The organism is Nostoc sp., from assembly GCF_036919815.1.
In the GTDB taxonomy this organism is placed as follows: Bacteria; Cyanobacteriota; Cyanobacteriia; order Cyanobacteriales; family Nostocaceae; genus Nostoc.
This window is the reverse complement of the sequence record NZ_JBALCE010000059.1, coordinates 74,163-101,036: the sequence shown is the minus strand read 5'-3', so window position 1 is coordinate 101,036 and position 26,874 is coordinate 74,163. Positions and strand designations below refer to the sequence as shown.

The 26,874-nt window shown below is 42.8% G+C and carries 30 protein-coding genes; 17 read left to right on the top strand and 13 right to left on the bottom strand.

Features of this window, described 5'->3' with window-relative positions; all coding sequences use genetic code 11:
* Window positions 1–228 precede the first annotated feature (228 nt).
* Window positions 229–1,266, bottom strand: coding sequence for a class II fructose-bisphosphatase (gene glpX / locus V7K15_RS14805; protein ID WP_334906231.1), 1,038 nt, complete (start codon window positions 1,264–1,266; stop codon window positions 229–231).
* Window positions 1,267–1,633: 367 nt separating this feature from the next.
* On the opposite strand from glpX, the gene V7K15_RS14800 reads away from it, so the two are divergent.
* The 7 genes from V7K15_RS14800 (at window position 1,634) to grxD (ending at window position 5,761) form a co-directional block, all read left to right on the top strand.
* The gene (locus V7K15_RS14800; RefSeq protein ID WP_334906230.1) at window positions 1,634–2,206 is read left to right on the top strand and encodes a DUF981 family protein; all 573 of its coding nucleotides are present in this window, start codon (window positions 1,634–1,636) and stop codon (window positions 2,204–2,206) included.
* A gap of 47 nt (window positions 2,207–2,253) precedes the next feature.
* A complete protein-coding gene (gene grxC, locus V7K15_RS14795) occupies window positions 2,254–2,568 on the top strand; it encodes a glutaredoxin 3 (RefSeq protein ID WP_334906229.1) in 315 nt (104 codons plus the stop codon).
* A 139-nt stretch (window positions 2,569–2,707) separates the two neighbouring features.
* Window positions 2,708–3,193, top strand: coding sequence for a tRNA adenosine(34) deaminase TadA (gene tadA, locus V7K15_RS14790; RefSeq protein WP_334906228.1), 486 nt, complete (start codon window positions 2,708–2,710; stop codon window positions 3,191–3,193).
* A 112-nt stretch (window positions 3,194–3,305) separates the two neighbouring features.
* Window positions 3,306–4,064: a lysophospholipid acyltransferase family protein gene (locus tag V7K15_RS14785; RefSeq protein WP_334906227.1), complete on the top strand. Its 759-nt coding sequence runs from the start codon at window positions 3,306–3,308 to the stop codon at window positions 4,062–4,064.
* Between the two features lie 197 nt (window positions 4,065–4,261).
* Window positions 4,262–4,870, top strand: coding sequence for a hypothetical protein (locus V7K15_RS14780; protein ID WP_334906226.1), 609 nt, complete (start codon window positions 4,262–4,264; stop codon window positions 4,868–4,870).
* A 234-nt stretch (window positions 4,871–5,104) separates the two neighbouring features.
* Window positions 5,105–5,362 (top strand): BolA family protein, encoded by a 258-nt coding sequence (locus V7K15_RS14775; RefSeq protein WP_292791149.1) that lies wholly within the window; start codon window positions 5,105–5,107, stop codon window positions 5,360–5,362.
* Between the two features lie 75 nt (window positions 5,363–5,437).
* Complete coding sequence (gene grxD, locus V7K15_RS14770; protein ID WP_334906225.1) at window positions 5,438–5,761, top strand: Grx4 family monothiol glutaredoxin; 324 nt, start codon at window positions 5,438–5,440, stop codon at window positions 5,759–5,761.
* A 287-nt stretch (window positions 5,762–6,048) separates the two neighbouring features.
* On the opposite strand, the gene V7K15_RS14765 is transcribed toward grxD, so the two are convergent.
* Complete coding sequence (locus tag V7K15_RS14765) at window positions 6,049–6,297, bottom strand: DUF6761 family protein (protein ID WP_292837705.1); 249 nt, start codon at window positions 6,295–6,297, stop codon at window positions 6,049–6,051.
* 583 nt (window positions 6,298–6,880) lie between these two features.
* On the opposite strand from V7K15_RS14765, the gene V7K15_RS14760 reads away from it, so the two are divergent.
* The gene (locus V7K15_RS14760) at window positions 6,881–7,654 is read left to right on the top strand and encodes a response regulator transcription factor (RefSeq protein ID WP_334906224.1); all 774 of its coding nucleotides are present in this window, start codon (window positions 6,881–6,883) and stop codon (window positions 7,652–7,654) included.
* 90 nt (window positions 7,655–7,744) lie between these two features.
* On the opposite strand, the gene V7K15_RS14755 is transcribed toward V7K15_RS14760, so the two are convergent.
* From V7K15_RS14755 to V7K15_RS14740, 4 genes are all read right to left on the bottom strand, one after another.
* Entirely contained in the window at window positions 7,745–8,551 is an 807-nt protein-coding gene (locus V7K15_RS14755; RefSeq protein ID WP_334906223.1) for an ABC transporter ATP-binding protein, read from the bottom strand.
* A gap of 9 nt (window positions 8,552–8,560) precedes the next feature.
* Window positions 8,561–9,127 (bottom strand): hypothetical protein, encoded by a 567-nt coding sequence (locus V7K15_RS14750; protein ID WP_334906222.1) that lies wholly within the window; start codon window positions 9,125–9,127, stop codon window positions 8,561–8,563.
* Between the two features lie 99 nt (window positions 9,128–9,226).
* Window positions 9,227–9,688, bottom strand: coding sequence for a DUF4079 domain-containing protein (locus V7K15_RS14745; protein ID WP_334906221.1), 462 nt, complete (start codon window positions 9,686–9,688; stop codon window positions 9,227–9,229).
* Between the two features lie 144 nt (window positions 9,689–9,832).
* On the bottom strand, window positions 9,833–10,228 hold the full coding sequence (locus tag V7K15_RS14740) for a DUF1830 domain-containing protein (RefSeq protein WP_334906220.1): 396 nt from the start codon (window positions 10,226–10,228) through the stop codon (window positions 9,833–9,835).
* A 588-nt stretch (window positions 10,229–10,816) separates the two neighbouring features.
* Between V7K15_RS14740 and V7K15_RS14735 the strand changes: the two genes are divergently transcribed.
* From V7K15_RS14735 to V7K15_RS14720, 4 genes are all read left to right on the top strand, one after another.
* Window positions 10,817–12,409, top strand: a complete 1,593-nt coding sequence (locus V7K15_RS14735) for a photosystem II high light acclimation radical SAM protein (RefSeq protein ID WP_334906253.1) — start codon at window positions 10,817–10,819, stop codon at window positions 12,407–12,409.
* Between the two features lie 76 nt (window positions 12,410–12,485).
* Complete coding sequence (locus V7K15_RS14730; RefSeq protein WP_334906219.1) at window positions 12,486–13,883, top strand: DICT sensory domain-containing protein; 1,398 nt, start codon at window positions 12,486–12,488, stop codon at window positions 13,881–13,883.
* On the top strand, window positions 13,880–14,518 hold the full coding sequence (locus V7K15_RS14725) for a pentapeptide repeat-containing protein (RefSeq protein WP_334906218.1): 639 nt from the start codon (window positions 13,880–13,882) through the stop codon (window positions 14,516–14,518). Before V7K15_RS14730 ends, V7K15_RS14725 begins: the two co-directional genes overlap by 4 nt.
* Window positions 14,519–14,575: 57 nt before the next feature.
* Complete coding sequence (locus V7K15_RS14720) at window positions 14,576–14,752, top strand: hypothetical protein (RefSeq protein ID WP_334906217.1); 177 nt, start codon at window positions 14,576–14,578, stop codon at window positions 14,750–14,752.
* A 96-nt stretch (window positions 14,753–14,848) separates the two neighbouring features.
* Here V7K15_RS14720 and V7K15_RS14715 read toward each other — a convergent pair whose 3' ends face one another.
* The 4 genes from V7K15_RS14715 to clpS all read right to left on the bottom strand — a co-directional run bounded on the left by V7K15_RS14715 (window position 14,849) and on the right by clpS (window position 16,881).
* A complete protein-coding gene (locus V7K15_RS14715) occupies window positions 14,849–15,082 on the bottom strand; it encodes a hypothetical protein (RefSeq protein WP_334906216.1) in 234 nt (77 codons plus the stop codon).
* A 3-nt stretch (window positions 15,083–15,085) separates the two neighbouring features.
* Window positions 15,086–15,622 (bottom strand): hypothetical protein, encoded by a 537-nt coding sequence (locus V7K15_RS14710; protein ID WP_334906215.1) that lies wholly within the window; start codon window positions 15,620–15,622, stop codon window positions 15,086–15,088.
* Between the two features lie 74 nt (window positions 15,623–15,696).
* Entirely contained in the window at window positions 15,697–16,521 is an 825-nt protein-coding gene (locus V7K15_RS14705) for a CPBP family intramembrane glutamic endopeptidase (RefSeq protein ID WP_334906214.1), read from the bottom strand.
* 78 nt (window positions 16,522–16,599) lie between these two features.
* Window positions 16,600–16,881: an ATP-dependent Clp protease adapter ClpS gene (clpS, locus tag V7K15_RS14700; protein ID WP_334906213.1), complete on the bottom strand. Its 282-nt coding sequence runs from the start codon at window positions 16,879–16,881 to the stop codon at window positions 16,600–16,602.
* A 302-nt stretch (window positions 16,882–17,183) separates the two neighbouring features.
* On the opposite strand from clpS, the gene V7K15_RS14695 reads away from it, so the two are divergent.
* Window positions 17,184–17,528, top strand: coding sequence for a hypothetical protein (locus V7K15_RS14695; RefSeq protein WP_334906252.1), 345 nt, complete (start codon window positions 17,184–17,186; stop codon window positions 17,526–17,528).
* Window positions 17,529–17,815: 287 nt separating this feature from the next.
* On the opposite strand, the gene V7K15_RS14690 is transcribed toward V7K15_RS14695, so the two are convergent.
* Window positions 17,816–18,019 (bottom strand): hypothetical protein, encoded by a 204-nt coding sequence (locus V7K15_RS14690; RefSeq protein ID WP_334906212.1) that lies wholly within the window; start codon window positions 18,017–18,019, stop codon window positions 17,816–17,818.
* 469 nt (window positions 18,020–18,488) lie between these two features.
* On the opposite strand from V7K15_RS14690, the gene V7K15_RS14685 reads away from it, so the two are divergent.
* From V7K15_RS14685 to V7K15_RS14670, 4 genes are all read left to right on the top strand, one after another.
* Window positions 18,489–18,818 carry an STAS domain-containing protein gene (locus tag V7K15_RS14685; protein ID WP_334906211.1) on the top strand — a complete coding sequence of 110 codons (330 nt, stop codon included), beginning with the start codon at window positions 18,489–18,491 and terminating at the stop codon, window positions 18,816–18,818.
* A gap of 429 nt (window positions 18,819–19,247) precedes the next feature.
* Entirely contained in the window at window positions 19,248–21,950 is a 2,703-nt protein-coding gene (locus V7K15_RS14680) for a TIGR03960 family B12-binding radical SAM protein (RefSeq protein ID WP_334906210.1), read from the top strand.
* Between the two features lie 830 nt (window positions 21,951–22,780).
* The gene (locus V7K15_RS14675; protein ID WP_334906209.1) at window positions 22,781–24,931 is read left to right on the top strand and encodes an Rne/Rng family ribonuclease; all 2,151 of its coding nucleotides are present in this window, start codon (window positions 22,781–22,783) and stop codon (window positions 24,929–24,931) included.
* Window positions 24,932–24,939: 8 nt separating this feature from the next.
* Window positions 24,940–25,596 (top strand): ribonuclease HII, encoded by a 657-nt coding sequence (locus V7K15_RS14670; RefSeq protein ID WP_334906208.1) that lies wholly within the window; start codon window positions 24,940–24,942, stop codon window positions 25,594–25,596.
* A 9-nt stretch (window positions 25,597–25,605) separates the two neighbouring features.
* Here V7K15_RS14670 and V7K15_RS14665 read toward each other — a convergent pair whose 3' ends face one another.
* Window positions 25,606–26,193: a DUF1997 domain-containing protein gene (locus V7K15_RS14665; protein ID WP_334906207.1), complete on the bottom strand. Its 588-nt coding sequence runs from the start codon at window positions 26,191–26,193 to the stop codon at window positions 25,606–25,608.
* 71 nt (window positions 26,194–26,264) lie between these two features.
* Window positions 26,265–26,651, bottom strand: a complete 387-nt coding sequence (locus V7K15_RS14660) for a VOC family protein (protein WP_334906206.1) — start codon at window positions 26,649–26,651, stop codon at window positions 26,265–26,267.
* Between the last annotated feature and the right edge of the window lie 223 nt (window positions 26,652–26,874).

Genomic DNA, 26,874 nt, shown 5'->3' with positions numbered 1-26,874 from the left:
AGTTACTAGTTGGTAGTTGGAAATAGGGTAATGAGTGAGAATAGGGAATAGGGAATTTTTATTTATTGGTTGATAGTTTTTCTCAGCAACAAACAACAAATAATCACTAACTACTAACTACTAACTACTCTAAGGGTAAAGCATTTTGGCGACTATTTTTCCGTTTTATAGAAAGATTCCTTTCCAAATGCTTTGCCCTTACTTTTACAATTCCCTATTCCCTAAAAATTATCTCAGTTGCAGAGTCTTGGGTTCATCAAACATGTGAATTGTATCAACAAATCGAGCAGTTTTCGACTGGTTAGAAATTACCAAGCTTTGAGTTCTGGCTCCGCCGTGGAAGAAACGTACACCTTCCATGAGATTGCCACTGGTAATACCGCAAGCAGCGAACAGAACAGTTTTACCAGATGCCAGTTCATGAGCATCATAGACCTTATCGGGGTCATTGATATTCATAGACTTTAAGCGATCGATGTTGGCTTCTCTGCTTTCTCCAATCAGACCAGTTTTTACGACTGCTGGATCGTAAATCAGTTGACCTTGGAAGTGTCCACCTAAAGCACGCATTGCAGCTGCCGAGATTACACCTTCAGGAGCCGCACCAATACCCATCAGAGCGTGGATATTAGTTCCAGCAAAACCGCAGCTTATAGCTGCACCCACATCACCGTCTGAAATTAGGGCGACTCTCGCTCCAGCCTCACGGATTTCTTTAATTAAATCGTTGTGGCGTTCGCGCTTCATGACTACGATCACAAGTTCTTCAATAGAGCGATCTAGACACTCAGCGAGAATCTTCAGGTTTTCTGTTGCTGACTTGTTGATGTCTACCTTGCCCTTAGCTGCGGGAGGTGCTGCTAACTTCTTCATGTAAAAGTCGGGAGCAGCAAATAATCCACCCTTTTCAGAAATTGCCAAGACAGCCATCGAACCAGGTTGTCCATAAGCTACCAAGTTTGTACCTTCACAGGGGTCAACAGCAATATCAATTTCGATTAATTCATCAGGGTTACACAAACTACTGGCATTTGGTTGGGTACAGATACCAACTTCTTCCCCGATGTATAACATAGGTGCGTTGTCGCGTTCGCCTTCGCCAATCACAATGCGACCCCGCATATAGATTTTATTCATCCGCTCCCGCATAGCTTCCACTGCTACTTGGTCAGCAATGTCTTTTTCGCCTTTCCCCATCCATTTCGAGGAAGCGATCGCCGCTTGCTCTACTACTTCAATAATCTCTAACCCAAGTGTATTTTCCATAGAATCCACCCTTTCAATTGCTTGAATTTCCGTCGTCTTATCCGGCTATTTCAGTATTCAAGTCTACCAAAGGGCGGATACACCTGGAAGAAAGTTAAGTTTTACTGCTAACTGGTTAAAAAAGTGCCAGTTAACATATTCTTATTTTTTACTCTATAACTACTCCAGTATAAAGCGTGTTCAAAAGTAACTAAGTTAAGAAATGGCACAAATCGGTAGCAGTGCATATCTAGAACATTGCTTTTCTTTAGTATCTATCTTGAGGTATAAAATAATAAAGAAAAAAGCTGGTAAATTCACTAAAAACTCAAAAATAAGCAAGAAACGAGGTGCAGAGTAAATAGCTCGTTAAATTAAGAGGTTAATCGTGTTTATTGACTACATCACACTAATGTTGATCAATATGGTAGCTGGATTATTTCTACTGGCTGACTATGTGTATCGTGGTATAGATAGTTCTAATCAAAGACAGTGGATTCCGGGTTTTGGAATTACAGGCGCGATCGCACTAACAACTGGTTTACACATGAGCTTCACCTGGCCAGTAATCGGTAGCTTTAACATTGCCTTCGGTGAAACAACTGTCTTATTTGGAATCTTGTTTATTGCGGCTGCGATTGCCCTGGCTCAAGGTTGGGATTTATTTACAATAGCGATTTACGGCTTCTTTGCTGGTGTAGTTGCGATCGCAGTAGGCATCCGCATCATCAACTTGAATTTGACAAAACAACCGCTTTTATCGGGAATCGGCTTTATTTTAACTGGATTAGGTGGTATTTTTGCAGCGCCAACCCTCTATTGGAAAGCCAACCGAACTTGGCGGTTAATTGGTGTAGCAGTGCTAATAATAGCCGCTCTAATTTGGGCATTGACTGGATATTTGTCTTACTGGAATCATTTAGAGAGTTTCCAAAAGTGGGTTCCAGCCCCAATGCGGTAAGCAATGATCTAGGCTAGAGACATAGTTTAAACCTTGCTTAAGAAAATATGCTAGACTTTCTTAATCCCCTTTTAAATCGCCATCCAGAGCGAGTCAAAGCCAACGTCGAACTTTACACATGGCAAACTTGTCCTTACTGCATTCGTGCCAAAATCCTGCTGTGGTGGAAAGGTGTAAATTTTACTGAATATAAAATCGACGGCAACGAAGCAGCCAGAGCTAAAATGGCAGAACGCGCTAACGGGCGCCGTAGTGTACCGCAAATTTTTATTAATAACCAGCACATTGGCGGCTGCGATGACCTCTATCAGCTAGACACCCAAAGTCAACTAGATCCCCTTTTAGCCCAAGCCGCTATTTAACAATAAGATTAGCCCTCAATAAGCTGAAAAACCTCTAATTTGCATAATCGAATTAAACGGAAAGGGCAAAATTCAAAGCCTCTCTCCTTTTAGGAGAGAGGTGAGAATATTAAGTTGTACATCGCCTATTTATCAGAATATGCTAACTAAGTATACAGAATATCTTATACATCAACAATGGATGAGTTATGCCTTAGAATTAGCAAAAGCAGCAGGTGATGCAGGTGAAGTCCCTGTAGGTGCTGTTATCATTGATTCAACCGGCAAATTGCTGGCACAAGGAGAAAATAGAAAAGAGCGTGACAAAGACCCTACCGCTCATGCGGAAATTCTCGCTCTCAAGAGAGCTGCAACAACTTTACAAAATTGGCATCTTAATGAGTGCAGCCTCTACGTAACTCTCGAACCTTGCCCGATGTGTGCAGGTGCGATTGTGCAAGCGCGTCTAGGACTACTTGTATATGGAGTAGACGATACAAAAACTGGCGCAATTCGTACAGTTATTAACATACCCGATAGCGCTGCTTCTAATCACCGTCTCCAGGTAATCGGAGGCATTCTAGAGTCAGCTTGTCGTCAACAATTACAGGCTTGGTTTGCCACTAAGCGCCATAGAGTAAACTAACGGACAGAGGTAAAACTGTCCATCTAGTAGGACACAAGTCACGCAAGAGAATCTACGGTGTAACTAGTCAGGCTTTACGTTAAATTTTATCCGTCAATCAGCTGCATCCGTCATGATGGAATTTTATTCTTCATCCGATACCTGCCAGCACACAGCAGGAAATCCTCAGGTAGCTGGTACTACCTCAAGGGTTTCTCCTTGGCTAAGTCCTCTGGCACATTTATTTGGGCGTCACTGCCTATTACCATTATTCTTTGGGCAAATTAGAATAACCGGACAAAAAAATATCCCCACAACTGGCCCTGTAATTCTCGCGCCTACCCATCGGGCGCGTTGGGATGCATTGCTCGTACCCTACGCTACAGCTGATTGTCTGAGAGAACAAGACTTGCGGTTTATGGTGACTATTGACGAATGCCAAGGTTTGCAAGGCTGGTTTGTCCGACGTTTGGGGGGGTTTCCTGTAGATTCTAAGCATCCGTCAATCCGCACGTTGCGACATGGAGTTGAGTTACTTCAGCAGAATAAAACCCTGGTGATCTTTCCAGAAGGTAACATTTTTCGTGATGGCCAAGTTCACCAGTTGAAGCCGGGAATTGCTCGTTTGGCTTTAAGTGCTGAATCTAGTCATTCCCGACTGGGAGTGAAAATTATACCCATAGGCATTAATTACAGCCAACCTTATCCAAATTGGGGTACAGATGTAAGTATTCACATTGGTTCGCCAATCAGAGTCACGGATTACATGAGTGGCTGTATAAAACAAGATGCCAAAAGCATCACAGCTGATTTAGCAAAGGCACTGCAACAATTAAGCCATCAAGAAACAAAAATTACTAATCACGCATTTGCAGAAATTACTAATTCTTAATCTAGTCCGTAGGTATCGCTGATCAGGAGGATTTTAGTTAGCTACTATACAAAGGTAATGGGAACTCGATTAAACCGATTTTTAGTCTAAATCAGAGATACTTAGGATGTAGCTTTGCTTTGTCCAAGACCAAAACAGAGTTAAGATACCCGAAGTTTCCATAACTTTTTTATATAGTTGTCGCACTAATTGATCCCATGAACACTGCTGTCGCTGTTACCTTGATGCACCGTACTGTTTTATCAGTCATAGCAGTCCTCAATCTGCTATCACCTGTGAATGCTCAGGTATCACAGTTACCAGGCACTACCAGCCAACCACAACCAATTGATCCCAACGCTCCCAATAACCTTCGCCCCATAACCCAAAGTAACAGCCTTTTGAGCATTGATGGAGGCGATCGCTTAGTGAAAGATGCAGAACAAGCCATTTCTGCTCAAAATTACCCCTTAGCTGTTAAAAAACTGGAAGAAGCGCGTCAGGTTTATAATCAGCTATCTAATTTTTATCAAGAGTTAAATTCTAGCTTTTCGGGAATTGACAATAGAGTTTCAGATTCTCAGCGTCAAAAAGCTCTATCAACAGCCCAAAAGCGAGATGAAGCAACCTTTCAGCTAGCATTAGTACATCGAGCGCAAAATCAGCCAGAATTAGCTGTGCCGTTATTGATTCAAATAATTAAGAGTCAAAACCCGACGCGAGATTTAGGCAAGAAAGCCTATAAACAGTTGTTTGAATTGGGTTTTGTTGATTCTCCCTATCCCAAAGAAGGTGGTAGTTCATCTTCCTCGCCCCAAAAAAAATAAATTAAATTTTTGTTACCTGTTTTTCCCCATCTTTCACATCCTTCTCTCCCTGAGCAGCACCTTGCAACGCCCCAGTGCTAGGATAGGATTATCTGCCGTAGACTTTGATCCAGCGTTCTGAAAAATATAGCTCAGAGGCGGATTTCTCCCCAGCCTTGTCAAAACCTGAAGTTGGCACAGGTATTTGCTCTATATCTGTTAATAATAGAAAAGTAAGTTTTTTCAGGAATTGCGATGATTAGTCCGCAGCAGATTGAGGAAATGATCAAGGCGGAACTCCCAGACGCCCAGATTCAGGTACAAGACTTGACTGGTGGCGGTGATCACTATCAGGTGACAGTTGTTTCATCGCACTTTGCAGGTAAGGGACTAGTGCAACAGCACCAGTTAATTTATGGTGCTTTGGGCCAAGCTATGTCAACTGAAGCGATTCATGCCTTGGCAGTAAAAACATATACTCCCGAAGTTTGGCAAGCAACAACAGCTTCGTAAACATAAAGTTAGGAGTTATAAATTTTTAACTCCTAATTGGTTATCGTTGAATGCAACACAGGAAACACAAATATCATGACGCCAGAACTCAAACAGAAAATTGATAACTTGCTACAACAGAACAAGATTTTAGTTTTCATGAAGGGAAACAAGTTAATGCCCCAATGTGGTTTTTCTAACAACGTGGTGCAGATTCTCAATACCTTGGGAGTTCCCTTCGAGACGGTTGATGTTCTATCAGATTCTGAAATCCGTCAAGGAATTAAAGAATACTCTAACTGGCCCACAATTCCCCAGGTGTATATCAATGGTGAATTCCTGGGCGGTTCTGACATCTTGATTGAACTGTACCAAAAAGGTGAATTGCAGCAACAAGTAGAAGTAGCATTAGCCTCATAACTAATTACTAATTCGTAATTCTTAGTTAAAAATTAAATTACGAATTACGAATTATCTTAATCGGTTTCTGGCAAAAATACTTGTGCCTATGTTGGGCTTGATTTCATACCTAGCCAACAATCCCCTCAGTCGCATTGGCAAGACCAATATACGACTGAGGGGATGCATTTTATCAATACAATATCTCCCAAATTTAACACCACGGCAAACCGTTGACAAATACAGATAATATGGTATAATTATCTGTGGTAATTAACAGTCACTATCAATCACTAGGTAAATGGTACTTAGTAGTAATCGGGCTGTGGCTGTGGTTGCGGCACTGCAAAATTTGATCCATCGTACAAGTAGCGGCTGGCTTCCTCTTCTAAACGATGAATCAGAAAAGGTTCAATGATGTTGCCATGTCGCAGTGCGGCTAGATATCCATCCAAATACATCCGCATATCATCCGTGCGATAACCACGATTCCATAACTCGGCGAAGGCGTCGGTGAGTCTTTGGTAATAGCGGATGGTTTGTGTGTCTTGGAGCATAACTGCTGTATTAATCTCTTTGGAATGAGAATTGTAAATGATTCACGCTCAAATGTGAACTGTAATTTCACTTTGGCATCAACTCAAAGTCAATACATCTACTTTGGGCAATACCCTCCTGACAGCTACAAGCTACTTTAATCCTATTCCAGAAAACATCGATTCTAGTTATCTGCTAAGTTATTTTTATAATTTTCATAATCAACAGCCCAATTGTATTGGGGTTATATTGATGGATGTGGGTACTAATTTTTGCTAAAAAATCCACTTTCACCATCAGGTTTAAAAGCTGTTGTAGCAACGGTTAGGTGGTTGGATTATAAATATTTTCCACATGGCACCTATCTAAAAGCAAAATGTTAATCTTAAAGAACTCTTAATAATTCTAACAAGACTTTTGATAAATTTAATAAAAATTTAAGAATATTTCTCATCCCCTTTCGGCAAGGCATAAATTAAAGATATTGCCACTCTTTTTATGAGGAAATGTAAAGCTAATAGTAATTGAAGTAACAAAGGCTACAAAACCTTAGAGATGGGCTTGTTATTTTGAGAGTCATTGACGCTAAGGGGTCTTGCCACTGTGGGTTCCGTTTGTATAGAAATCATTGAGGGGAATCCCCATCTGAGATCGTTGCTGGGTTGGCACTTGCAACAACTGGAATACCGTGTGCATCAAGCTGCCAGTATTTATCAAGCAAGGGAAGTATTTTTAAGCCATCAACCAACACTGGTCGTTTTAGATGCAGACTTGCCTGATGGTGATGGCATTGAGTTTTGTCGGTGGTTACATCGTCAGCAGCAGCCTCTAATTTTAATGCTATCTGCCCGGAATACTGAAGGTGATATTGTCGCAGGTTTAAAGGCGGGTGCAGATGATTATTTGAGCAAACCTTTTGGGATGCAAGAGTTTTTGGCACGGGTAGAGGCACTGATTCGTCGGAGGCGCACACCTACTGCACCAGCTTATTTGGATTATGGCACTTTGCAAATCGATTTAGTTCAGCGTCGTGTCCGCTTCCAGGGGGAGTTTATCGACTTAACACCCCAAGAATTCAGTTTGCTGTACGTTTTGGCACAAGCTGGGGGAGTGCCTCTGAGTAGGTCGGAATTGCTACGTCGGGCTTGGCCTGACGCTATCGACAATCCTCGTACTATTGATACTCACGTTTTGTCGCTGCGAAAAAAGGTGGAACTTGACCCCCGGCAACCCAATTTGATTCAAACTATCCGCAATGTAGGATACCGTTTTAATATGGAAATTTTGAATACCAATATTTCACAGTCACAAACAACAAAGTTAGCTAGAGAGAGATTTAGTAATCAACGTTCAACACTTAGTAGTAGTCAAGTGTGAATGTGGCATTGGGCATTGGGCATTGGGCATTGGGCATTGGGGTGAGGAAGAAAACGACTCCTAATTCCTCTCTCCTGACTCATCCAAAATTTAAAATCCAAAATCGTCTTGAGCTTCTGCTTTAATCAAGGTTTCTCGTAATTTAACCCAGTCTATTTCAGAGACTCTTTGATTTGCGAATAAACGACCTTGTTGTAGGTGTAATAACCGAGTGCAAAACATTTGGGCTAGTTCCAGTTGATGATTTACCATCAGAATCGTAGTTTGATGAGTTTCACTTAACTGGATTAAGACTTGCATTAGATGAGACGCCGTACCAGCATCTAGGGCAGAGGTTGGCTCGTCCAATAATAATATTTTAGGCTGGATGACTAAGGCACGAGCGATCGCTACTAATTGTCGTTGTCCGGCAGAAAGTTGCACCTCTGTTCGCCCTAACCATTCACTAGGAATGTGCAGTTGTTCTGTCCAGTGACTAACTCGTTGCTGAATTGTCTGTTTGGGCAACCCACGCAAAACTAAAGGATAAGCCAAGGCTTGCCCAACTGTCATCCCCAACAGTTTTGATTCTTGCAATACAAGTGTCACTATCTGGCGTAGCTGGATGACAGGAATTTGGTGATATTCTTGATTTTCTAGATATATCTTGCCACTTGTGGGTTCAATTAGGCGGTTGAGGAGGTATAATGACGAAGTTTTACCAGCGCCAACTGGTCCCAAAATGGCAATGCGTTCGCCCTGGAATACCTCCAAGGAAATATCTTGCAATATGGGGTATCCTTGCTGATTGCCTGGAAGTTGGGTTTTCAGCTTTGTAAATAGATTAACTTGCTCTAGCTTGAGTGTGGCATTATTCAAGGGGAGTGGGGAGTAGGGAGATAGGGGACAAATAACCAATGCCCTATTTTAAGTTAATTGTCTGCTGGTTAAGGCTGTAGCGATCGCCCAGCCATCGACCAACAATAATAGTAGCGTAAATCCTAGTAAAATTAGGTACATCCACGGTTGCGCTAAAGGGCGAACATTTGTGGTGTCAATACCTGTCTTTACTTGGACAATTTGGACGAAACGGGCAAATCCGGCTATACGCATCGGTAGTAAATAAGCTTTCCCATCCTGGCTGAGGAAATAATAAACTAGCCCTCCTTGACCAGTGGTGCGGGGTTTTAACTCTTTCACTTGTGACCAAGGTAATAACCAGCCTTTACGAAAAAAGCGAGGCACCCAGGCGGGGTAAGTAACCTGAATTCCCTCGTCATCTACCATTACTTGTTCAGTCAATACAGCATACAAGGCAAGTAAGCCGATGCTAATCCCTAGCCACAATAATCCTGGGGATACGGGTGCAGCTGTTACCTGCGATAAAAAGGGTAATGGGACTGTGAGTGCTATGTATAGACTCAGCAATGTTATCCGAATCAAAGGAGACAGACGAAAAACAGAAGCTGAGATATTGGCTGAGTTTGCTGTCACGGCTCAATTACAATGCTTTTATTTTATTGTAGGGTAGGTCTATGTCCTACCTCGCCTGTCGCACAGAAGTTGTGCCACTTTGAAAGGGTAAATTATCCTTTAAGGTAAATACTTTTGGACTACAATCCAACCAGTAAAGGATACCCAGGCAAATCCTATAGAGAGAATAATATTTACGCCGATGTGTAAAGGTCTAGCCCAAGGTCGTCTAGCACTAATTTGTGTGGCACTGAAAGCAGATAGTAAAACTAATGCTACCACTATCAATCCAGCGATTAGGTGTGACGAGTGTCCCAAGGAACCAAAGTGACCGAAAGTGCCAACAATGCCGATCGTTAGCAGTAGTAGCACTAAACTTACCATGCTGATGCCCATTGTATAGTGGAGCGATCGCACTTCTCTATTTCCGCCCACAAATGAAGTAATAAAAGGGAATTGCTGCGAAGTTCTCGCCCGAAACATCAAAACGCCGGTGAATGCTAACATCAGATATGCCAGCAGGGACAACCCCATAGACCAGGCGGCTATTTTCCACAACCAAATAAATGAAGGCAGATTCATAACAATGATTGTAATGGAGAGTGGGGGATAAGGGAGATAAGAGAGACAAGGAAAATAACCATGCCCAATGCCCAATGCCCCATAAATAATAAACAAAAAGGGCTGCTGAATTAGCAACCCTTAAATTTATTAAAATTGTTTTTTTTAATCAACCGACGCTAAACCAACGATTTGTAAAGGTTTTGTAGTATCTCCAATTTTTGTATTAATTTGCTGCACCATTGGTTTAGTATTAATAGGGTCTTTTCCATCTGATGAGTCTGTATCAAACTCATAACTGTTGGGTTCGTGGAGTATCAGGCGATCGCACGGAATCTTATCGGATAAAATTGCACTTGCCATCATCCCTGTATGAATCTCCATCTGACCTTTTCGCGGAGCTTCAAAGATTAAACGTTGTCCAGGGAAAACAACCCTTTCAAAGTACCAGTTCGGAATATTGGAGATGCGAACTATCTGTATTTTGCTCGTGGCATTAATATAGCAGCAGAGAATTTTTCCCGATTGCTCAGGTGGTAGAGGATCTAATATTTGAGCCATAACTGCTGAGGAGCTTTACGCCACAATTTTACATTACACTAGCCAAGCCTAACATTGCCCGATCCCCAATTGTTGTAGCTCCGACTACCAACTCAACTCTTTGTAGATTTTTTCTACCTAAAGATGTATCGTCGGTTATAAAAATTTTGTAAATATTTATGCTTTATCTGCAATTTTACAATATGTAAACATCTTTTAATTTTTAATTTCTGGCAAAAAAGCTTTAACTTCTTTAGGGCAGATAATTACAGGGTAGATATGGTGAAGAGCGCCTTAGCTTGAGCCTAGTTCAGGAGTGTATTTTTGTGTTTCATCGATTCCAGGATTAAAAGCCTGGGATCATCGCTTAATGAATAAACTCAATGTTATCGTAAAGCTATATGAAAAATGTCTTCATAAAGCCTCTCTTGATACCCTGCGTTTGGTATGCAAAGCAATTTTATTGATTCCTAAATCTGGGAACAAAAGTTTCACGCTTATCAATAATCGGCTTCCGTGTCAAGCAAGATTTTCAGAGATTTAATACTCCAAGAAGAAAAATACCCCTTAAAAGTGGAATTTATCTCGCTTTCCCCAAAGATTGGCAAGATGGAAGTCAAAATACCTATGATGGAAAATCGAATTCTTTACGTTCGCCTTCCTTGTAACCCTATCTTTCCCATTGGGGTTGTCTACCTGAGCGATCACGTTCACAAACAGTTTCCGAATATCGAACAGCGTATCTTTGATTTGGGAACAGTGCCACCTTTAGATTACGCTACCGCCTTAGATCGCTGTATTGATGAATTTAAACCGACACTCCTAGTATTTTCTTGGCGCGATATTCAAATCTATGCCCCAGTTGGCGGACGTGGTGGCAACCCACTACAAAACGCCTTTGAATTTTACTATGCTAAGAATCCTTTATTGAAACTACGCGGGGGATTGGGCGGTTTACGAATCTTCATCGCTTACTATGTAGAATTGTGGCAGAATCAGGGCTTAATCAAACGCGGCTTAAAGCGTGCCCAAAAATATAATTCTGATGCCCGTGTAGTTGTAGGTGGTGGTGCAGTTAGTGTATTTTATGAACAGTTGGGTAAAAGCTTACCTAAAGGAGCAATTATTTCTGTCGGTGAAGGCGAAACCCTGCTGGAAAAACTTTTAAGTGGCAAAGATTTTCGAGATGAACGCTGTTACGTTGCGGGAGAAACTCAACCACGGAAAGGGCTAATTCACGAACAACCCACCCCAGTAGAAAAAACAGCTTGTAACTACGACTATATCGAAAGCATCTGGCCGGAATTTAACTATTACCTGCAAGAGCAAGATTTTTACATAGGTGTCCAAACTAAGCGCGGTTGTCCTCACAACTGCTGCTATTGCGTCTACACTGTTGTCGAAGGCAAACAAGTACGCATCAACCCAGCCGATGAAGTAGTTGCTGAGATGCGCCAATTGTATAATCGCGGCATTCGCAACTTCTGGTTTACTGATGCTCAATTCATCCCAGCGAAAAAATTTATCGACGATGCCATAGAACTATTGCAAAAAATCGTCGATTCTGGTATGACAGACATCCATTGGGCAGCTTACATTAGAGCCGACAATTTGACACCACAGTTGTGCGACTTGATGGCGAAAACTGGGATGAACTACTTTGAAATCGGGATTACCAGTGGTTCTCAAGAACTCGTGCGGAAAATGCGGATGGGGTATAACCTGCGAACCGTCTTGCAAAACTGCCGCGATTTAAAAGCAGCTGGTTTCAACGACTTAGTTTCCGTCAACTACTCCTTTAACGTGATTGACGAACGCCCCGAAACCATCCGCCAAACCATCGCTTACCACCGTGAACTAGAACGGATTTTTGGTGCTGATAAAGTCGAACCGGCCATTTTCTTTATTGGACTGCAACCCCATACCCATTTAGAAGAATATGCTTTTAAAGAAGGCATCCTCAAACCAGGGTATGATCCAATGAGTTTGATGCCGTGGACAGCCAAAAAACTCCTCTGGAATCCCGAACCCCTTGGTTCATTCTTTGGAGAAGTCTGTTTGCAAGCTTGGCAACAAAACCCCAACGATTTCGGACGCGAAGTCATGAAAATTTTAGAAGAAAAGCTGGGTTGTGCCGACTTAGAAGCAGCACTTACAGCACCAATAGAGACGAAAGAGAAACAGTTAGCAGGTGTATCCTAGAAAACACGAATTCGGAATTTCTCCCCCTTTCTTCCTCTGTGTCCTCTGCGGTTCGTTTTCATAAAATCCCAAACCCATGTTAGAAGGTTCAATCCTACAACAGCTAGAAACAGCCCATCGCCATACTACCAGGCCAATTCGATTCGGTGTTTACTACAAAAATACCCTAGTTGCCCTGTGCCACGCTCTAGAAGACCATATTTTAACCGACGACAGTAGACCTCTGGTCATCTCAGCCTTCCAACAGGGTAAATGGTATTTGCAAGAAGCTCAACGATATGCAGATATCGCCCAGCACAGCCGCGAAATTGTGATTATGGCTGCCGCCGAATCTGGCTTTGCTGAACATCCTACCAGCCTTTTACCCAATGTAGACTTAGTAGGATTAGATGCAAGTGATTCAGTAGCTCAAGAGTGGCACTTAATTATTTTATCGCCTAGATACACAGCAATGGTAATTTGTCAAGAATTATCAGAAGCAGATTATGGCAGCACTGGAATACCGACATCAGACTTAGAGCGGAAATTCTATGGTTTGTGGACATTTGAGCCAGAGTTAGTGCAAGAAACAGCAGAAATAGCGATCGCTCACATCAAAAAATACAACCCAGAACTAGCCCAAAAACTCACAGCCGATAAACAGCAAATCATCCCATCTACTGCCAGATTAGAAAATTTGGGTGCAGTTGTCTCCCGTGTCGTAGATTATCTCCAGACTGAGCAAGATAATTTATCTATCCCAATAGCGCTTCAGCAACAAACGTTAGATCGTAACTTGGTTTCTAACGAAATCCAAGCCTTTTTGCGGATGGCGCAATTGATGGATGTGGCAGATGTGAACAATCAAATGGCAGCTGCGGAAGTGGTGGTACTTGCTGAGGCGATCGCGCAGCTGTTGGATCTTCCCGCATGGCAAATTAAGAGGTTGCGGCTAGCGGCTTTGTTACATCGCATAGATCCATTACAAAATGCCGAAAGCCTTCTCGCTGACGGTATATCAGCACGCTACCAAGAAGATGCCCCCAGTTGTCCCTTAACTTGTCCCTTAGTACCGGGGGCGCAAGTATTGCGAACCATGCCACGACTGCGAGCAGTTGCCCAAATTATCACTCACCAAAGTGAGTGGTGGAATGGTTCAGGGGAACCAGCAGGTTTAGCTGGAGATGAAATTCCCCTAGAGTCGAGAATTTTGGCATTATTGGCAGATTTTCAGTGGCGGTTAAATCAGCGAAAGTCATCAAATCTGAGCCGGGAACAGATATTTACTCAAGCTTTAGATGAGTGCAAACAGCAACAATCTACCCGCTTTGATCCTAAACTTGTAGATACCCTAGCTTTGTTAGTTATGGGTTTACAACAGGGACTCGACTTACCCTTGATGACACCCAAACTCAGCGCCGGCATCTGGATACTTGATTCCCAATGGGATCGGCACAGCAAGATAAGTGAGGAGATTAGTAGTTACTTTACATGAATATTGAAGCGATTAGATTAGGAAAACTCAAACAACTTCCAGGGGCAAATTTAGAAGACGAGGAACTCTCCCGACTGGATTTAAGCCGGATTAATCTTGCTGGTGCTACCCTTGTCGGCACTAATTTCGCTGGTTCTAAACTCGAAGGTGGGCATTTGGAGGGGGCAAATTTGATGGGAGCCAACCTCCAAGAAACTGACTTACGGGCGAATTTGATGGGAGCAAACTTGATGCAAGCAGATTTAACAGGTGCTGACTTGCGGGGTAGCAATTTGCGTGGCGCTAACTTGATGGGAGCGAGACTCAGTGATGTGTCATTGGCGGGTGCTTTCGTGAGTGGTGCCAATTTAATGAATGTGAATTTGCAAGGCGTTGATATGCGCGGTGCTGACTTGCGCGGTGCAAACCTGACTGGGGCAAATCTCAAAGGTGCAGACTTGAGTCGCGCTGATTTGCAAGGGGCGTTGTTGAGTGAAGCAAACCTCGAAGAAGCTGACTTACGGGGGGCGAATTTGGCGGGGGCAAATTTGACAGGGGCGAATTTACTCTGTGCAGAGTTAGAAGGTGCAAATTTGAGCGGCGTTAATTTCAATAAAGCGTGTTTGGTGGGTACAGTGGTTGAGACGGTTCCGTAAAGATTGTACCAAAAAACCACCTATGCCGATTATTTGTATTTTTCAGGACTACCCAGAATGACACCCGTCGCTGCACAAGTTTCAATTACTGCAATTATTTCCTTGTTAACCGCGATCGCAAATCGGCAATGGGAACAGTTCAAAGAACTGGAGGCAGATTTTGTATCCCAGTATGGAGTAGAGGTATGGCAAGAGGTTTTTAATTTCCGTCTCAAGCCAGCCAGCACGAGATAAAAATTCTGACAGATGGCTACTGATTCAGTGGTGTGGTGAAGGAATTATATCAGTCAAAAATGTGGCGTAGGTGCGATAATTTTGGGAAGAAACTGACTAACTGTTTTGACGCTGTTGTAAAAAGTTATCAACATATTCTTGTGGGAAAATTTGTTTTCCTAATACCAGCGCTTCTTGCCTCTCCTCGTCTGTCATATAATCATCTTTCTTGAGTCCCTTTGGGGGGCGTCGAGGATTTCCTCCCGCATCTAAATATCGCTGACGTGCGATCGCAAATAATTCCAATATTCTTTGCGATCGCTGCTGTTTAATGGTGTTAGATTGCGTCATCGTTTAATTAAAGACTTCTCCTAAGTGCGTTCTTAATTGATCGATACTACTCCACTGAGACATCAAGTTTCGACTAGACAACAATTTAGCTTTAGTGTCATACCAACCCCACTTGGCTATCATTATCTCCTTATCAAGAGGAATACGGTTAGGATACTTGAAATCAGCAATCCAATGAACCTTAACCAATCGGAAAATATCCCATGTACCTGTTTCCCAATCAAGCTTATCTTTACTTCCCTCATTAACCAGTTCAACTACGTGCGTCAAATATCGCTCGTCGTATCCAGGTCGTTTTTGAGAAAGGATGATAAGAGATCCTTTTGATAAGTTAAAGGCATGAGTGTCTACACTTGTATTTTTACTTTTTTTAAAGTTCAACCGAAAGTCATCTCCAATAAGATGCAATTTATACGCCCAAACCTTATTATCATCATTGACATTTTTGATATATTCCAGACGACTACAATCCATTATTTTCAACCATAAATAGTTGTTTGATGTTGAATCTATAAAAGCCTTTTGGCTGCACTCTGACACTTTGCCTAAATAGAATATTAATGTAGTTCCTTTTTAGCCGATATTTTATTTTTCTACAAGTTCATTATCCATTTTTAACTTTTCACTGTTCGCCCCCGCATCCACAAAGCTAGTACACTCATTAACAACACCCCCATCACTCCTTGCAGGGGATTATTATTCACACCAGTTACCCAATCAGGAACTTGACCAGAATATTTCACTAATTCCCCAACATTAATAATGTAGTAGCCCCCTACTAAACCACCATGCAGACCAATTGGTAAACCCAAGCGTCCCCTCCGCCAACGCTTTCCCCATACTTGCGTTAACCCTAGCAGTACTAAAGCTGGAAATTGCGGCAGTGTATGAATAATTGCCTCTAAGGGTTTAATAAAGTGCAATGTAGCAAATGCAGTTGCATCTGTCCACAGTGCCACACGCGGACTGTAATCTCGTTGTAATTCATCTAGCAACCAGCCTCGGAATAACAATTCCTCAGCAAAACCGATGCCCAAGCCAACAAGTAAACCCTCTAAAATTACTTTCACCAAAAAAACTTTCGATTGTTGCCACACCAACCAACCTAATAAACTTTCTACCCCAAAAAGGATCAGAATATTAATTATCCCCATAGCCAAACCACGCAATAAATCCACACCATTTTGCCGCGTCAATTCTAAGCCATAATGCCGCAGAATTTGGGGCTGCTGGTAGACATATTTGCCCCATAATCTCAAGATAAAAATAAATACTGCATATAACAACACCAATGTCAATATACTTTCTAAGTTTGAATCATCCACTAGTAAGTATATTGGTGCAGCTAAGGGCAACCATAGCAACAATAAAGTCAAAATAAAAGCACCCAGCCTGATAGGGGCAGGGCGTTCGGCTAAACGGACAAAGTTTTTGTTCATATCAAGTAAGTCACCAATCACCAGCCAATACTCTAAATTTCGACTAATGACCAATGACTAATGACCAATGACCAATGACTATTCATCAGGTTCAATCGTGCTACTTAAACCGTGACTTATCAATGTTTCGCAATAGAACTCAGCGTGTTCCAGAGCGCAAGTAATGACTAAAGCTAACCCGTTAGTGTGGGCTTCCATCATGATGCTAACAGCCTGGGGTTGGCTAAGGCTTGGCACACTGGCTATTAATGACTGCACAACATGCTCCATCGAGTTGTAGTCGTCGTTATGGAGCAAAACGCGATACCGAGGCGCGAGCTTGCGGGTTGTGGAAGGCTTTTCAATGGTTTCAACTGACACGGCTCTTTGCTCTTTTCTCGTTACTTCACTACAACAAAATCTCTGTCTAGCGATCGCTTAACAGTTATTTACCTATTCTATAGTATTTCTATCCAGATACTATCCTAGAAAAACCCTTTGCTGCCAAAAATTGATCGTATGAGTTTTGTATACCCACTTAATGAGGTATACATCTTAGACATAGTTGCCGTAAGAATGCTACCCTAATCTTAACAGAAGCTTTCTTTAAACGTAGCGCATTTTCACTTTTAAGATTAAGCAAGTTGCAAAATAATCCTTGCCCCTGCCCGAACTGCATAATGATGGACATGAGCTTAGATTTTCTTCAACCAGGACAAATTGTGTCTTTAGAGCATGGCGACAGGAATCTGTATGCAGAAGTCATTCAATTTGTAGTATCCCGCGACTTGTGCTGGGTGCGTCCTTTATTAATGGTTACTTTGATTCCAGAATCGCCGCTAATTACCGATTTGCGAGATGCGTCTGACTTGCTTTGGCCTGCAAATTTATTTCGGCCAGCTTTAGACACAGAAGTAATTACCTTTTTGAGCCAAGTTTTAGCAAAAGAACCGAAAATTGAACCTGACTCAGCCGCCAAGCAGCAACTCAATCAGTTTATTCACCAACTTTGGCAAGCATATCATTAGTCATTAGTCATTGGCTCTGAAATCTTTTTTGAATTTGAGAGTCTGCTGCTATAAATATACTTAAGATAAGACTCCGTAGCGTGGGGCACACGGAAATGTTAATCGTCTCTGGAGACATCGACATCTGCGTGGGTTGAGAAATCCCTCCAAGTAAGTCGAGTTGCAAAAAGAGAAAACCTCAAAAGTCATTCTTTGAATTCCATCGGCTTTACCCGTGGGAGGATGTCAATAAAACTTGTTTTACTTACTTGAAATTTTGATAGCCAAGAAGCCTCTATGCCAAGCAATTAGAAATATCCCAGACTAGGAACCAACTGGATTCTACCAGCATCCATCTCTGCCATTAATAATTCTAGGGCTTCGTAATCAACATCAGAAATATAACCCAGTTCCGTCAGTTCTGAGTTGATTTGATTTTCTATCTCAGGAGTTAGTTTTTTAATGTCAAGAGCTTTTTCTACCAATTTACGAATAGCGTACTGAGTTCTCATAAGTAATAACCTAACTGTATATGATATTAATTATCCCAGATTAGCCTAAGTATATAGAGTAATCCAAATACTAACTTCTAGTGATATAGATCACATCCTAATTAGTTAAATAGATAATGTGTGATGACTCTCTCGGATGCCATCAGCAACGCTAAAGTGGGAGATTTAACTTACCGTTAAGGCTTGCTTAAATTAGCTTTAGTTCTAGATTAAGCAAGTTTTATCAGGATAGTTACTGATAATTTGTCTGTTCTATGGCTGTCTATGTTGATTGTTTTTGAACTGAGATAAAAAAAAAGTATACATAAACACATTTCAAGCTGGAATTATGACAATCTTTAAACAGAGAGAGGAAAGCAATAAAGATTCAGCAAAGAGAGCTAAGACATATGGTCGATGCAACAAAATAGAGTTTATGTTCAAATAACTCTTAGCTTGACGCTTCAACAATTCTCAATAGGATGTAACTATGCAGGCAGTGCTTAACTATCCCAAGATTACAGTTATTCGCCCCCAAGGGTGTTTGAATGCTGCAAACGCCTTGGAATTTGAACGAGATATGACTACAGCGTTGGTACAAAATGGTATTTCTATCTTGGTAGTAGACTTAGTAGCAGTAGAATTGTTAGACAGTGCGGGGTTGATGGCATTGTTATCTACACACAAGCTAGCTCTGAGTTTAGGACGGGGTTTCCGACTTTGCGCTGTTACTCCGTCAATTAGAATTATTTTTGAATTAACGCAACTCGATAGGGTGTTTGAAATATTGGATGCTGAAGTTGAGGTGGCTGCAACATAATTTTACGTAAAAGTACAAAGGTTCTGGTAGAAAGTAGACTTTATCGAAAAATTGGGTCTAAAATCCCGTCCACTTCTCTACGAGACGCTGCGCGAACGACCACGCTACCTCGACTGCGCTCGGCACAAGTCAGTGCATCGCTTATAGGACAGCTTTTGGTATAATATAGAGTACCGCTTTCTCTTGCGGGAGGCTCAAAACCAAAGCCTGTGGAGCGAACGTAAGACCTATTACCCTTCGGGAGGTGGAGGCAGTTGCTATGAAGCAGGAACCCAAATAGTAATGTTTGGGAATCACCGTGGCTTTAGTCCGGTGAGGATGTCAAGTAAAGGTGTTGTAAGCTGCAACGATAAACTATGTTAAAAGACCTAATTCAATGCTAAAGTTGGGTTTGAGTAGCTGTAATTAAGGTAGCTAGAAGATAGCACAGTGGCTGTTGCAGTTGAAAAATTAATAACATCGGATATTTTAAAACCAGGGCGTTACCTGGGTAATGAGCGTTTAGCAGTACACAAAGGTTGGGATACGACAGAAATACGCTGGGTTTTAACCTACCCAGAAGTCTATGAAGTCGGTGCATCCAATTTAGGACACATTATCCTATACAACATTTTGAATGCCCAACCGCGTCAATTATGCGATCGCACCTACCTCCCAGGAAAAGACTTGGCAGCCAAACTACGCGAAACTAATACGCCGTTGTTTGCGGTAGAGTCAAAGCGATCGCTCACAGAATTCGACATTTTAGGCTTTAGCCTCAGTTACGAACTGGGTGCAACTAATATCCTGGAAATGTTGGATTTGGCTGGAATTCCCTTGACGTGGCGAGAGAGGCAAAAAGCAGGGGAAGTCGGGGGAGAATTTACTAATCTCCAATCCCAGTTTCCGTTGATTTTTGCTGGTGGGCAAACAGCAACATCGAATCCTGAGCCTTACGCCGACTTCTTCGACTTTTTCGCCCTTGGAGATGGTGAAGAACTACTGCCAGAAATTGGTTTGGTATTGGAAGAAGGCAAACAAGCAGGATTCAGTCGGGAAAATTTATTACTGGATTTGGCACAGATACCAGGTGTATATGTCCCCCAGTTTTACGACATGGCAGAGGATGGCTCAGTTCATCCGCGTCGCCCAGAGGTGCCAAAACGAATTTTGCGGCGGGTTGCAACTCCCATACCAGCATATTCCATTGGGTTAGTTCCCTATGTAGAAACGGTGCATGACCGCTTGACCATTGAGATTCGGCGGGGTTGCACTCGTGGCTGTCGCTTCTGTCAACCAGGAATGCTGACTCGACCAGCACGGGATGTAGAACCCGATCAGGTTGTAGAAGCAATTGAACAAGGGATGCGGGCAACTGGTTACAATGAGTTTTCCCTACTATCTCTGAGTTGTTCTGATTATTTGTCCCTACCAGCAGTGGGGATGGAAATCAAAAATCGTTTAAAAAATGAAAACATTTCTCTGACTCTACCAAGCCAACGGGTAGACAGATTTGATGAGAATATTGCTAACATCCTTGGAGGTACGCGCCAAGGGGGATTGACTTTTGCTCCAGAAGCTGGAACTCAGCGGATGCGAGACATCGTAAATAAGGGTTTGACCAATGAAGAATTGTTGCGGGGGGTGAAAACGGCTTGGGAGCAAGGCTGGGATAAAATAAAGTTGTATTTTATGATTGGCTTGCCGGGGGAGACGGATGTTGACGTTTTGGGCATTGCGGAAACAGTAAGCTGGTTACAGCGAGAATGTCGGGGCAAAGGTAGAAAACCCCTAAACTTTAACCTGACGATTTCTAACTTTACACCCAAGCCCCATACACCATTCCAGTGGCACTCAGTTTCGACTACTGAATTTAAGCGTAAACAAAACCTGTTGCGGCAAGAATTCCGCCGGATCAAGGGATTGAAGGTAAATTTTACCGATGTCCGCATTTCGGCAATGGAAGATTTTGTGGGACGAGGCGATCGCAGTTTGGGAAAAGTAGTGCGGCGTGCCTGGGAATTGGGCGCAGGAATGGATTCCTGGTATGAAAATTTAGATCAGGCTTTTAGTGCTTGGGCATCTGCGATCGCTCAAGCCGGTCTAGATTGGAAATACCGCCAAGTAGAAAATGGCGAATGGAATTTGTTTCACGCACAAGATCACAAGAGATCGCCAGATGCAGAAAATATCCCACTCCTAATTGTACAGACGCGATTAATCGCGTCTCTCCCCACTCCCCACTCCCTCGATACTCCCCTACCTTGGGATCATATTGATACCGGGATTGACAAAAAGTGGCTCCAAGAAGACTTGCAACGCGCCTTGGAAGCTGCAATTGTACCCGACTGCTCTTTTGAAGGTTGTTCTCACTGTGGCGTTTGTGGCACCGACTTTGGCCATAACATCGTGATTGAATCACCCGCTATCCCAAAATTCGCTGGGGAGTTTGTCCCCAACAAAACTAAGGCACAAAGACTGAGAGTTTGGTTTGGGAAACAGGGTAATATGGCTTTGCTCAGCCACCTAGATTTAATCCGTCTATTTGACCGAGTTGTGCGACGAGCAAGCTTGCCAATCGCTTTCACTGGTGGATTTCATCCCATGCCGCGAATTTCTGTAGCAACTGCTTTGGCTTTAGGGGCTACTAGTAGTGGTGAAATAGTAGATTTTGAGTTAACTGTGCCAGTGGAAGTTGATACTTTCCGAGAACAGTTGGCTCGTGAAATGCCCACAGACATACCTATATATAATGTGGAGCAGATAGATTTAAAAACTAGTGCCGCTACCCAACTCCTGGAAGCCGCCGAGTATTTGATTACTGTCGCAGCGCTTGAAGAAACAACACCTATACAATGGCAAGACTGGATTGATACAATCAAAGCGAAAAAGGAACTTTGGTACGAGCAAACAACTAAGTCAGGCAAAAGCCAGTTAATAAATCTGCGCGATCGCTTATTTGAACTGGAATTAGTCGAAACCCACAATAGCACAGCAGAATCTATGTCATCTGTGATCCGTTATTTAGGTAGCTATCGCCAGGACGGTTTAGTGTTGCGTCCCGAACAAATCCTGTTTATGCTACAGACAGTGGCTAGTGTAGAATTTCAACTCCTGCACATCCACCGCAATCGGCTAATTTTAGGAGTATAATCCCTGTAGGGCAGCTTGCTCGTAGTTGTCCTAACATTGCAAATCGTCGGAATTGATTTTTAGCAAGGTTGCGTTAGAATAGTGTGAAGAGAAATTTTCTGGCGCTGCATTGAATTAGCTGGTTCACTACCCTGGTATTCAGGGGGCAAAAGCATACATACTAGAGTGTAACTTCTAGGATTTTATCCCAGATAAACAAAAGGCAGATTAAAGAACACTCTTTCTATAGCTACCTTGTGAATCAGTAAGTAACAGCAGGCTCGGTTAGCTTCTCTAAATTCATGCTTTTTAAACAACTGCTGAATGTCTAATCTACAGTAGTTCCCAAGAGCTAGTGCATTACTTTTCTAGAGTTGAAGCAACGGCCGTCGGTTATGCCGAATTGTAGACGTTCAATAGACGCGCAAAGGGCAACTTGCCATAGGCTAGGGCAGCTTTAAGGCAGGTAGCAGCTGGCGTTGCTGAGTATAACCCTAAGGATAAATCCGGGGAATGGAAAATAGAAATAGTTTCTTTTTCTTAACGACTTCAGTAGGTTACTCTCAAATCAAGCATCCTGAGTTAAAAGCTGACTCAGGATTTAGAACTTTCAACTCAGAACTCTCTTGATTGAGGGTATTGCATTACGAATCAACTACGGACGGTTGATTTAAATTGCTGACAACAATATGCAGCCGTGTGAACGCTCTTAAGAGCGCCAATAGCTATTTAACTTAGAAGATCAGGTTTACGATTTTTATTAGCAGTAGCACCTTTAGAGGGTTGTAGGGACAACAAAGGTATAACAAACCTCCATACCTATAGGTGCTGCCAGTTTTTGAGGAAATTGAATGCCAAAACAAATTATCATCGCGGAGCAGCACCAAATTGCTGCGGTTTTTTCTGAAGATCAAATACAGGAACTCGTTGTTGCTACCGGTCATCATCAAATAGGTGATATCTACTTAGGAGTAGTAGAAAACGTATTGCCTGGGATAGATGCGGCTTTTGTCAATATTGGCGACCCCGAGCGCAACGGTTTTATTCACGTCACCGATTTGGGGCCATTGAAGTTAAAGCGTACCGCAGCCGCAATTACAGAATTACTAGTACCACAGCAGAAAGTTTTGGTGCAAGTAATGAAAGAGCCAACGGGGACAAAAGGTCCCAGGCTCACGGGTAATATCACCTTACCCGGACGCTACGTAGTACTAATGCCCTATGGTAGGGGCGTAAATTTATCCCGACGGATTAAAAGTGAAAGTGAGCGCAACCGCTTGCGGGCGCTGGCGATTTTGGTCAAACCGGCGGGAATGGGTTTGCTTGTGCGTACAGAAGCCGAAGGCAAACCCGAAGAAGCGATTATGGAAGATTTGGAGGTGCTGCAAAAGCAATGGGAGTCCATCCAGGTAGAAGCACAGTCCACCCGTGCTCCAGCACTGCTCAACCGGGACGATGACTTTATTCAACGCGTGTTGCGGGATATGTACGGCGCGGATGTAAATCGGATTGTCGTAGATTCCAGTACTGGTTTGAAGCGCGTGAAACAGTACTTGCAGAACTGGAGTGGAGGTCAAACACCGCAGGGATTGTTAATAGACCATCATCGCGATCGCTCCCCAATTTTAGAATACTTCCGCATTACAGCAGCGATTCGAGAAGCCCTAAAACCGAGAGTAGACCTACCTTCTGGAGGCTACATTATCATTGAGCCGACTGAGGCATTAACCGTAATCGATGTTAACTCAGGTTCCTTCACGCGATCGGCAACAGCTAGAGAAACGGTTTTGTGGACAAACTGCGAATCTGCAACAGAAATTGCTCGCCAGTTGCGTCTGCGGAATATTGCTGGGGTGATCGTGATTGATTTCATTGATATGGAATTGCGACGTGATCAGCTGCAAGTTCTCGAACACTTTAATAAAGCACTCAAAGCAGACAAAGCTCGTCCCCAGATTGCCCAGCTCACCGAACTGGGTTTAGTAGAACTGACCCGCAAGCGTCAGGGTCAAAACATTTACGAATTGTTTGGTGAAACTTGTCCGACCTGTGGCGGTTTAGGGCATACCGTGCGTCTGCCTGGAGAAATCGAAAACCGATTGCCAATACTAACAGAGACAGCAGAGCGTGAGCGCTTAGTATCCTTGCCTCACCGAGAACCACGTCAGCCATCTGCCCGCATCCCGGAACCACGAGAAACCTATGATGGATTTGGGGAAGCATTTGACGGCGACTCGGAATTGAGTAACCTAAATCTGATCAATCATCCGAGTTATCAAGAACTTAATGATAATAAGCGTCGTACCCGCACTCGTAAAAGTCGAATTGGCATTAATGGGTTAAATGGGAAAGATGAAGCTCGGCTTGTTCCCAATCCCCTGGCATTTGTCAACGAGCCAGACTTAGACCTTGATGTGGAACCAGAAATAGGAGTTGCACCAGAGATTCCCTCACCCACCCTTGGTAAACCAGGTTGGACTGAAAGAGTAGAGCGGATTAAAGTTATCAAGGCAGAGCCAATAAAACCAGTGGTAGAGCCACCGGAAATTAGGACTGTAGAAATGAGCCTCCAAGAACAGGATATGTTTGCCTTGATGGGAATCTCTCCCTTGGTGAAGTTGGAGCAAGAGGTTAAAAATACCAAGTCTGTGATTATTAACGTGATTCAGCCCGGGCAACTGCCAACGATCGCAACTGAATCAACCCCAGAACCAACTATTGCTCAAAAAGCAACACCTGAAATAACCACTATTGCTCAAAAAGCAACACCGGAAATAACCCCAAGCAAAATACTGACACCAAAAGTTATTGAACCAGAACAAAAATCTTTGATAGAAGAGACAACTGAAGCATTGGAGTTGACTGCGAATCCTTCGGGATCTTTGTCTGCAACAGCCTTCCCCCCGGAAGCGATCGCAGATGAAAGTGAAAGTGAAGCCAATAACAGCGCCACTGCTAGCCGTCGCCGTCGCCGTCGTTCCTCCGCGATCGAGGATAATTAATTTGCTTTATGGTAGAAAAGTTGCCAGCACCCTTAAAACAATCCAATTGGCTGGAGTTTTCTACCTTGTCAGGGATTCCAGGATTGGTTGCAGGTGTGGATGAAGTAGGGCGAGGCGCTCTATTTGGCCCTGTGGTGGCGGCAGCAGTGATCCTACCAGATCATGCTTTGCCAATACTGATGGCAGCTAAAATTAAAGACAGTAAAAAGTTGTCTAGTTCTCGTAGAACTCAGCTAGCGCAGCAAATTTCGGCGCTGGCTATAGACTGGAAAATTGGGTTTGCTTCTACTGCCGAAATTGACAAGATAAATATTTTGCAAGCGACGCTGTTAGCAATGAAGCGGGCTGTGCTGAAATTAAAGGTACAACCCGCACTCTGTCTGATTGATGGCAATCAGTCAATCAAAGACTTGCTACTGCCGCAACAAACAATAGTTAAAGGGGACGAGCGATCGCTCACTATTGCCTCTGCTAGTATTGTTGCCAAGGTCTGGCGTGACGAACTGATACTACGTTTAGCATTAAAATACCCGATGTACAACCTGGAGTGTAACAAGGGTTATGGTAGCCAGCGACATTTGCTGGCTTTGCAAGAATACGGGATTTCGCCCCTACATCGTCAATCTTTTCGTCCTTGCCAAGTCAAACGTCTGAATGTTGAGTGATTAAATATATTACTCAGCATTCAGGATTGGCAATTCAGTACTGCCACTGTCAAGTCCTCTATCTTTGGTTTGTGATATCACCCAGTAGCGATAATCCGCCAGAAGTTGATTTAATAACCGTTGCTTGACTGACAACAGCACACTTTTGAGCAAAGCATTGCCAGTGGCTTCTAAAATTGGCTTAGGAGTAAAGGAAAATGGCGGTGGAAAATCCACCTGCACTTCTAAATCAGCTATTCCTTGCAGGCGAGTGCCAGTGCTAAACTCTTGAGGAGATAAATACCCTTTTAAATTGAGAGTAAAGCGCTGGTTAATATACTCGAAACCCAGGATTTCACAGCCTAGCGATCGCAAATAAATTATTCCATTTGATTCTGCCCAAACTCTCATGTCCACAGTCGGTTGAATACTTAGTGACATAAAAGTTAGCGGACGCATTTTCAAGCGAAATACTTCCTCAGAAAGCTGCTGAATCCGGCTATTGTCAGCCAAAGCCTTAACCAAACGTTGAGGCTGACGCAAGTAGTGCTGAATGGGAATAGGCTGCTCTGGAACAGCGATTTCCACTGATTGGGAGGCAGTAAACTTGGTAGCCATGAATTGAAGGAAGTAATTGTTTGATACTTCTATTATTGATTAATTTATGATGTTTATTTTTTTAATTTAGTTTACATTGGGCTAGCAATTTCAACAAGAATTCCATCCAAATCACGAACATAAGCCACTGTTTGTCCCCAAGGCTTAACTTTGGCATTTACAACAATCACAGCACCAGCTTCTATGGCACGCGATAAAGCTGCTGTTATATCGTCTGTTACAAAACCAACTTCAATACCAGCAGGTAGATTTGACAGACTGTTTTCTTGGAATCCTTGGGCAAGGTTAGACTTTGCAAGTTCGTTTGAGGCGAAAGCGAGAGTTGTTCCACCCGTTTCCATCTCGGCGTATTGTTTGCTCTGGTGAATAAACTGCTGTTTCAGTCCAAACGCCTTTTCATAAAAAGCGACCGATTGGGCAACATCCTTTACATAGAGAATTGTGTACGAGAACTTCATAATCTTTATTTCTCACTGAAATAACCACTGAAATTAAGTTAGTACATTTGCTCTACTTGGTCAAGCACCTACATTGTTGTACAAATACAAACTGTATAATTACACTACTAAAAAGAGCGCTACGTAATTAAATGAATCAAATTAAAGTAATATTCTCGGTCAATAAAAAAAGGCTGGGTTTACGCACGATATAGTCTATAAATTGAACAGATAACTAAAAAAC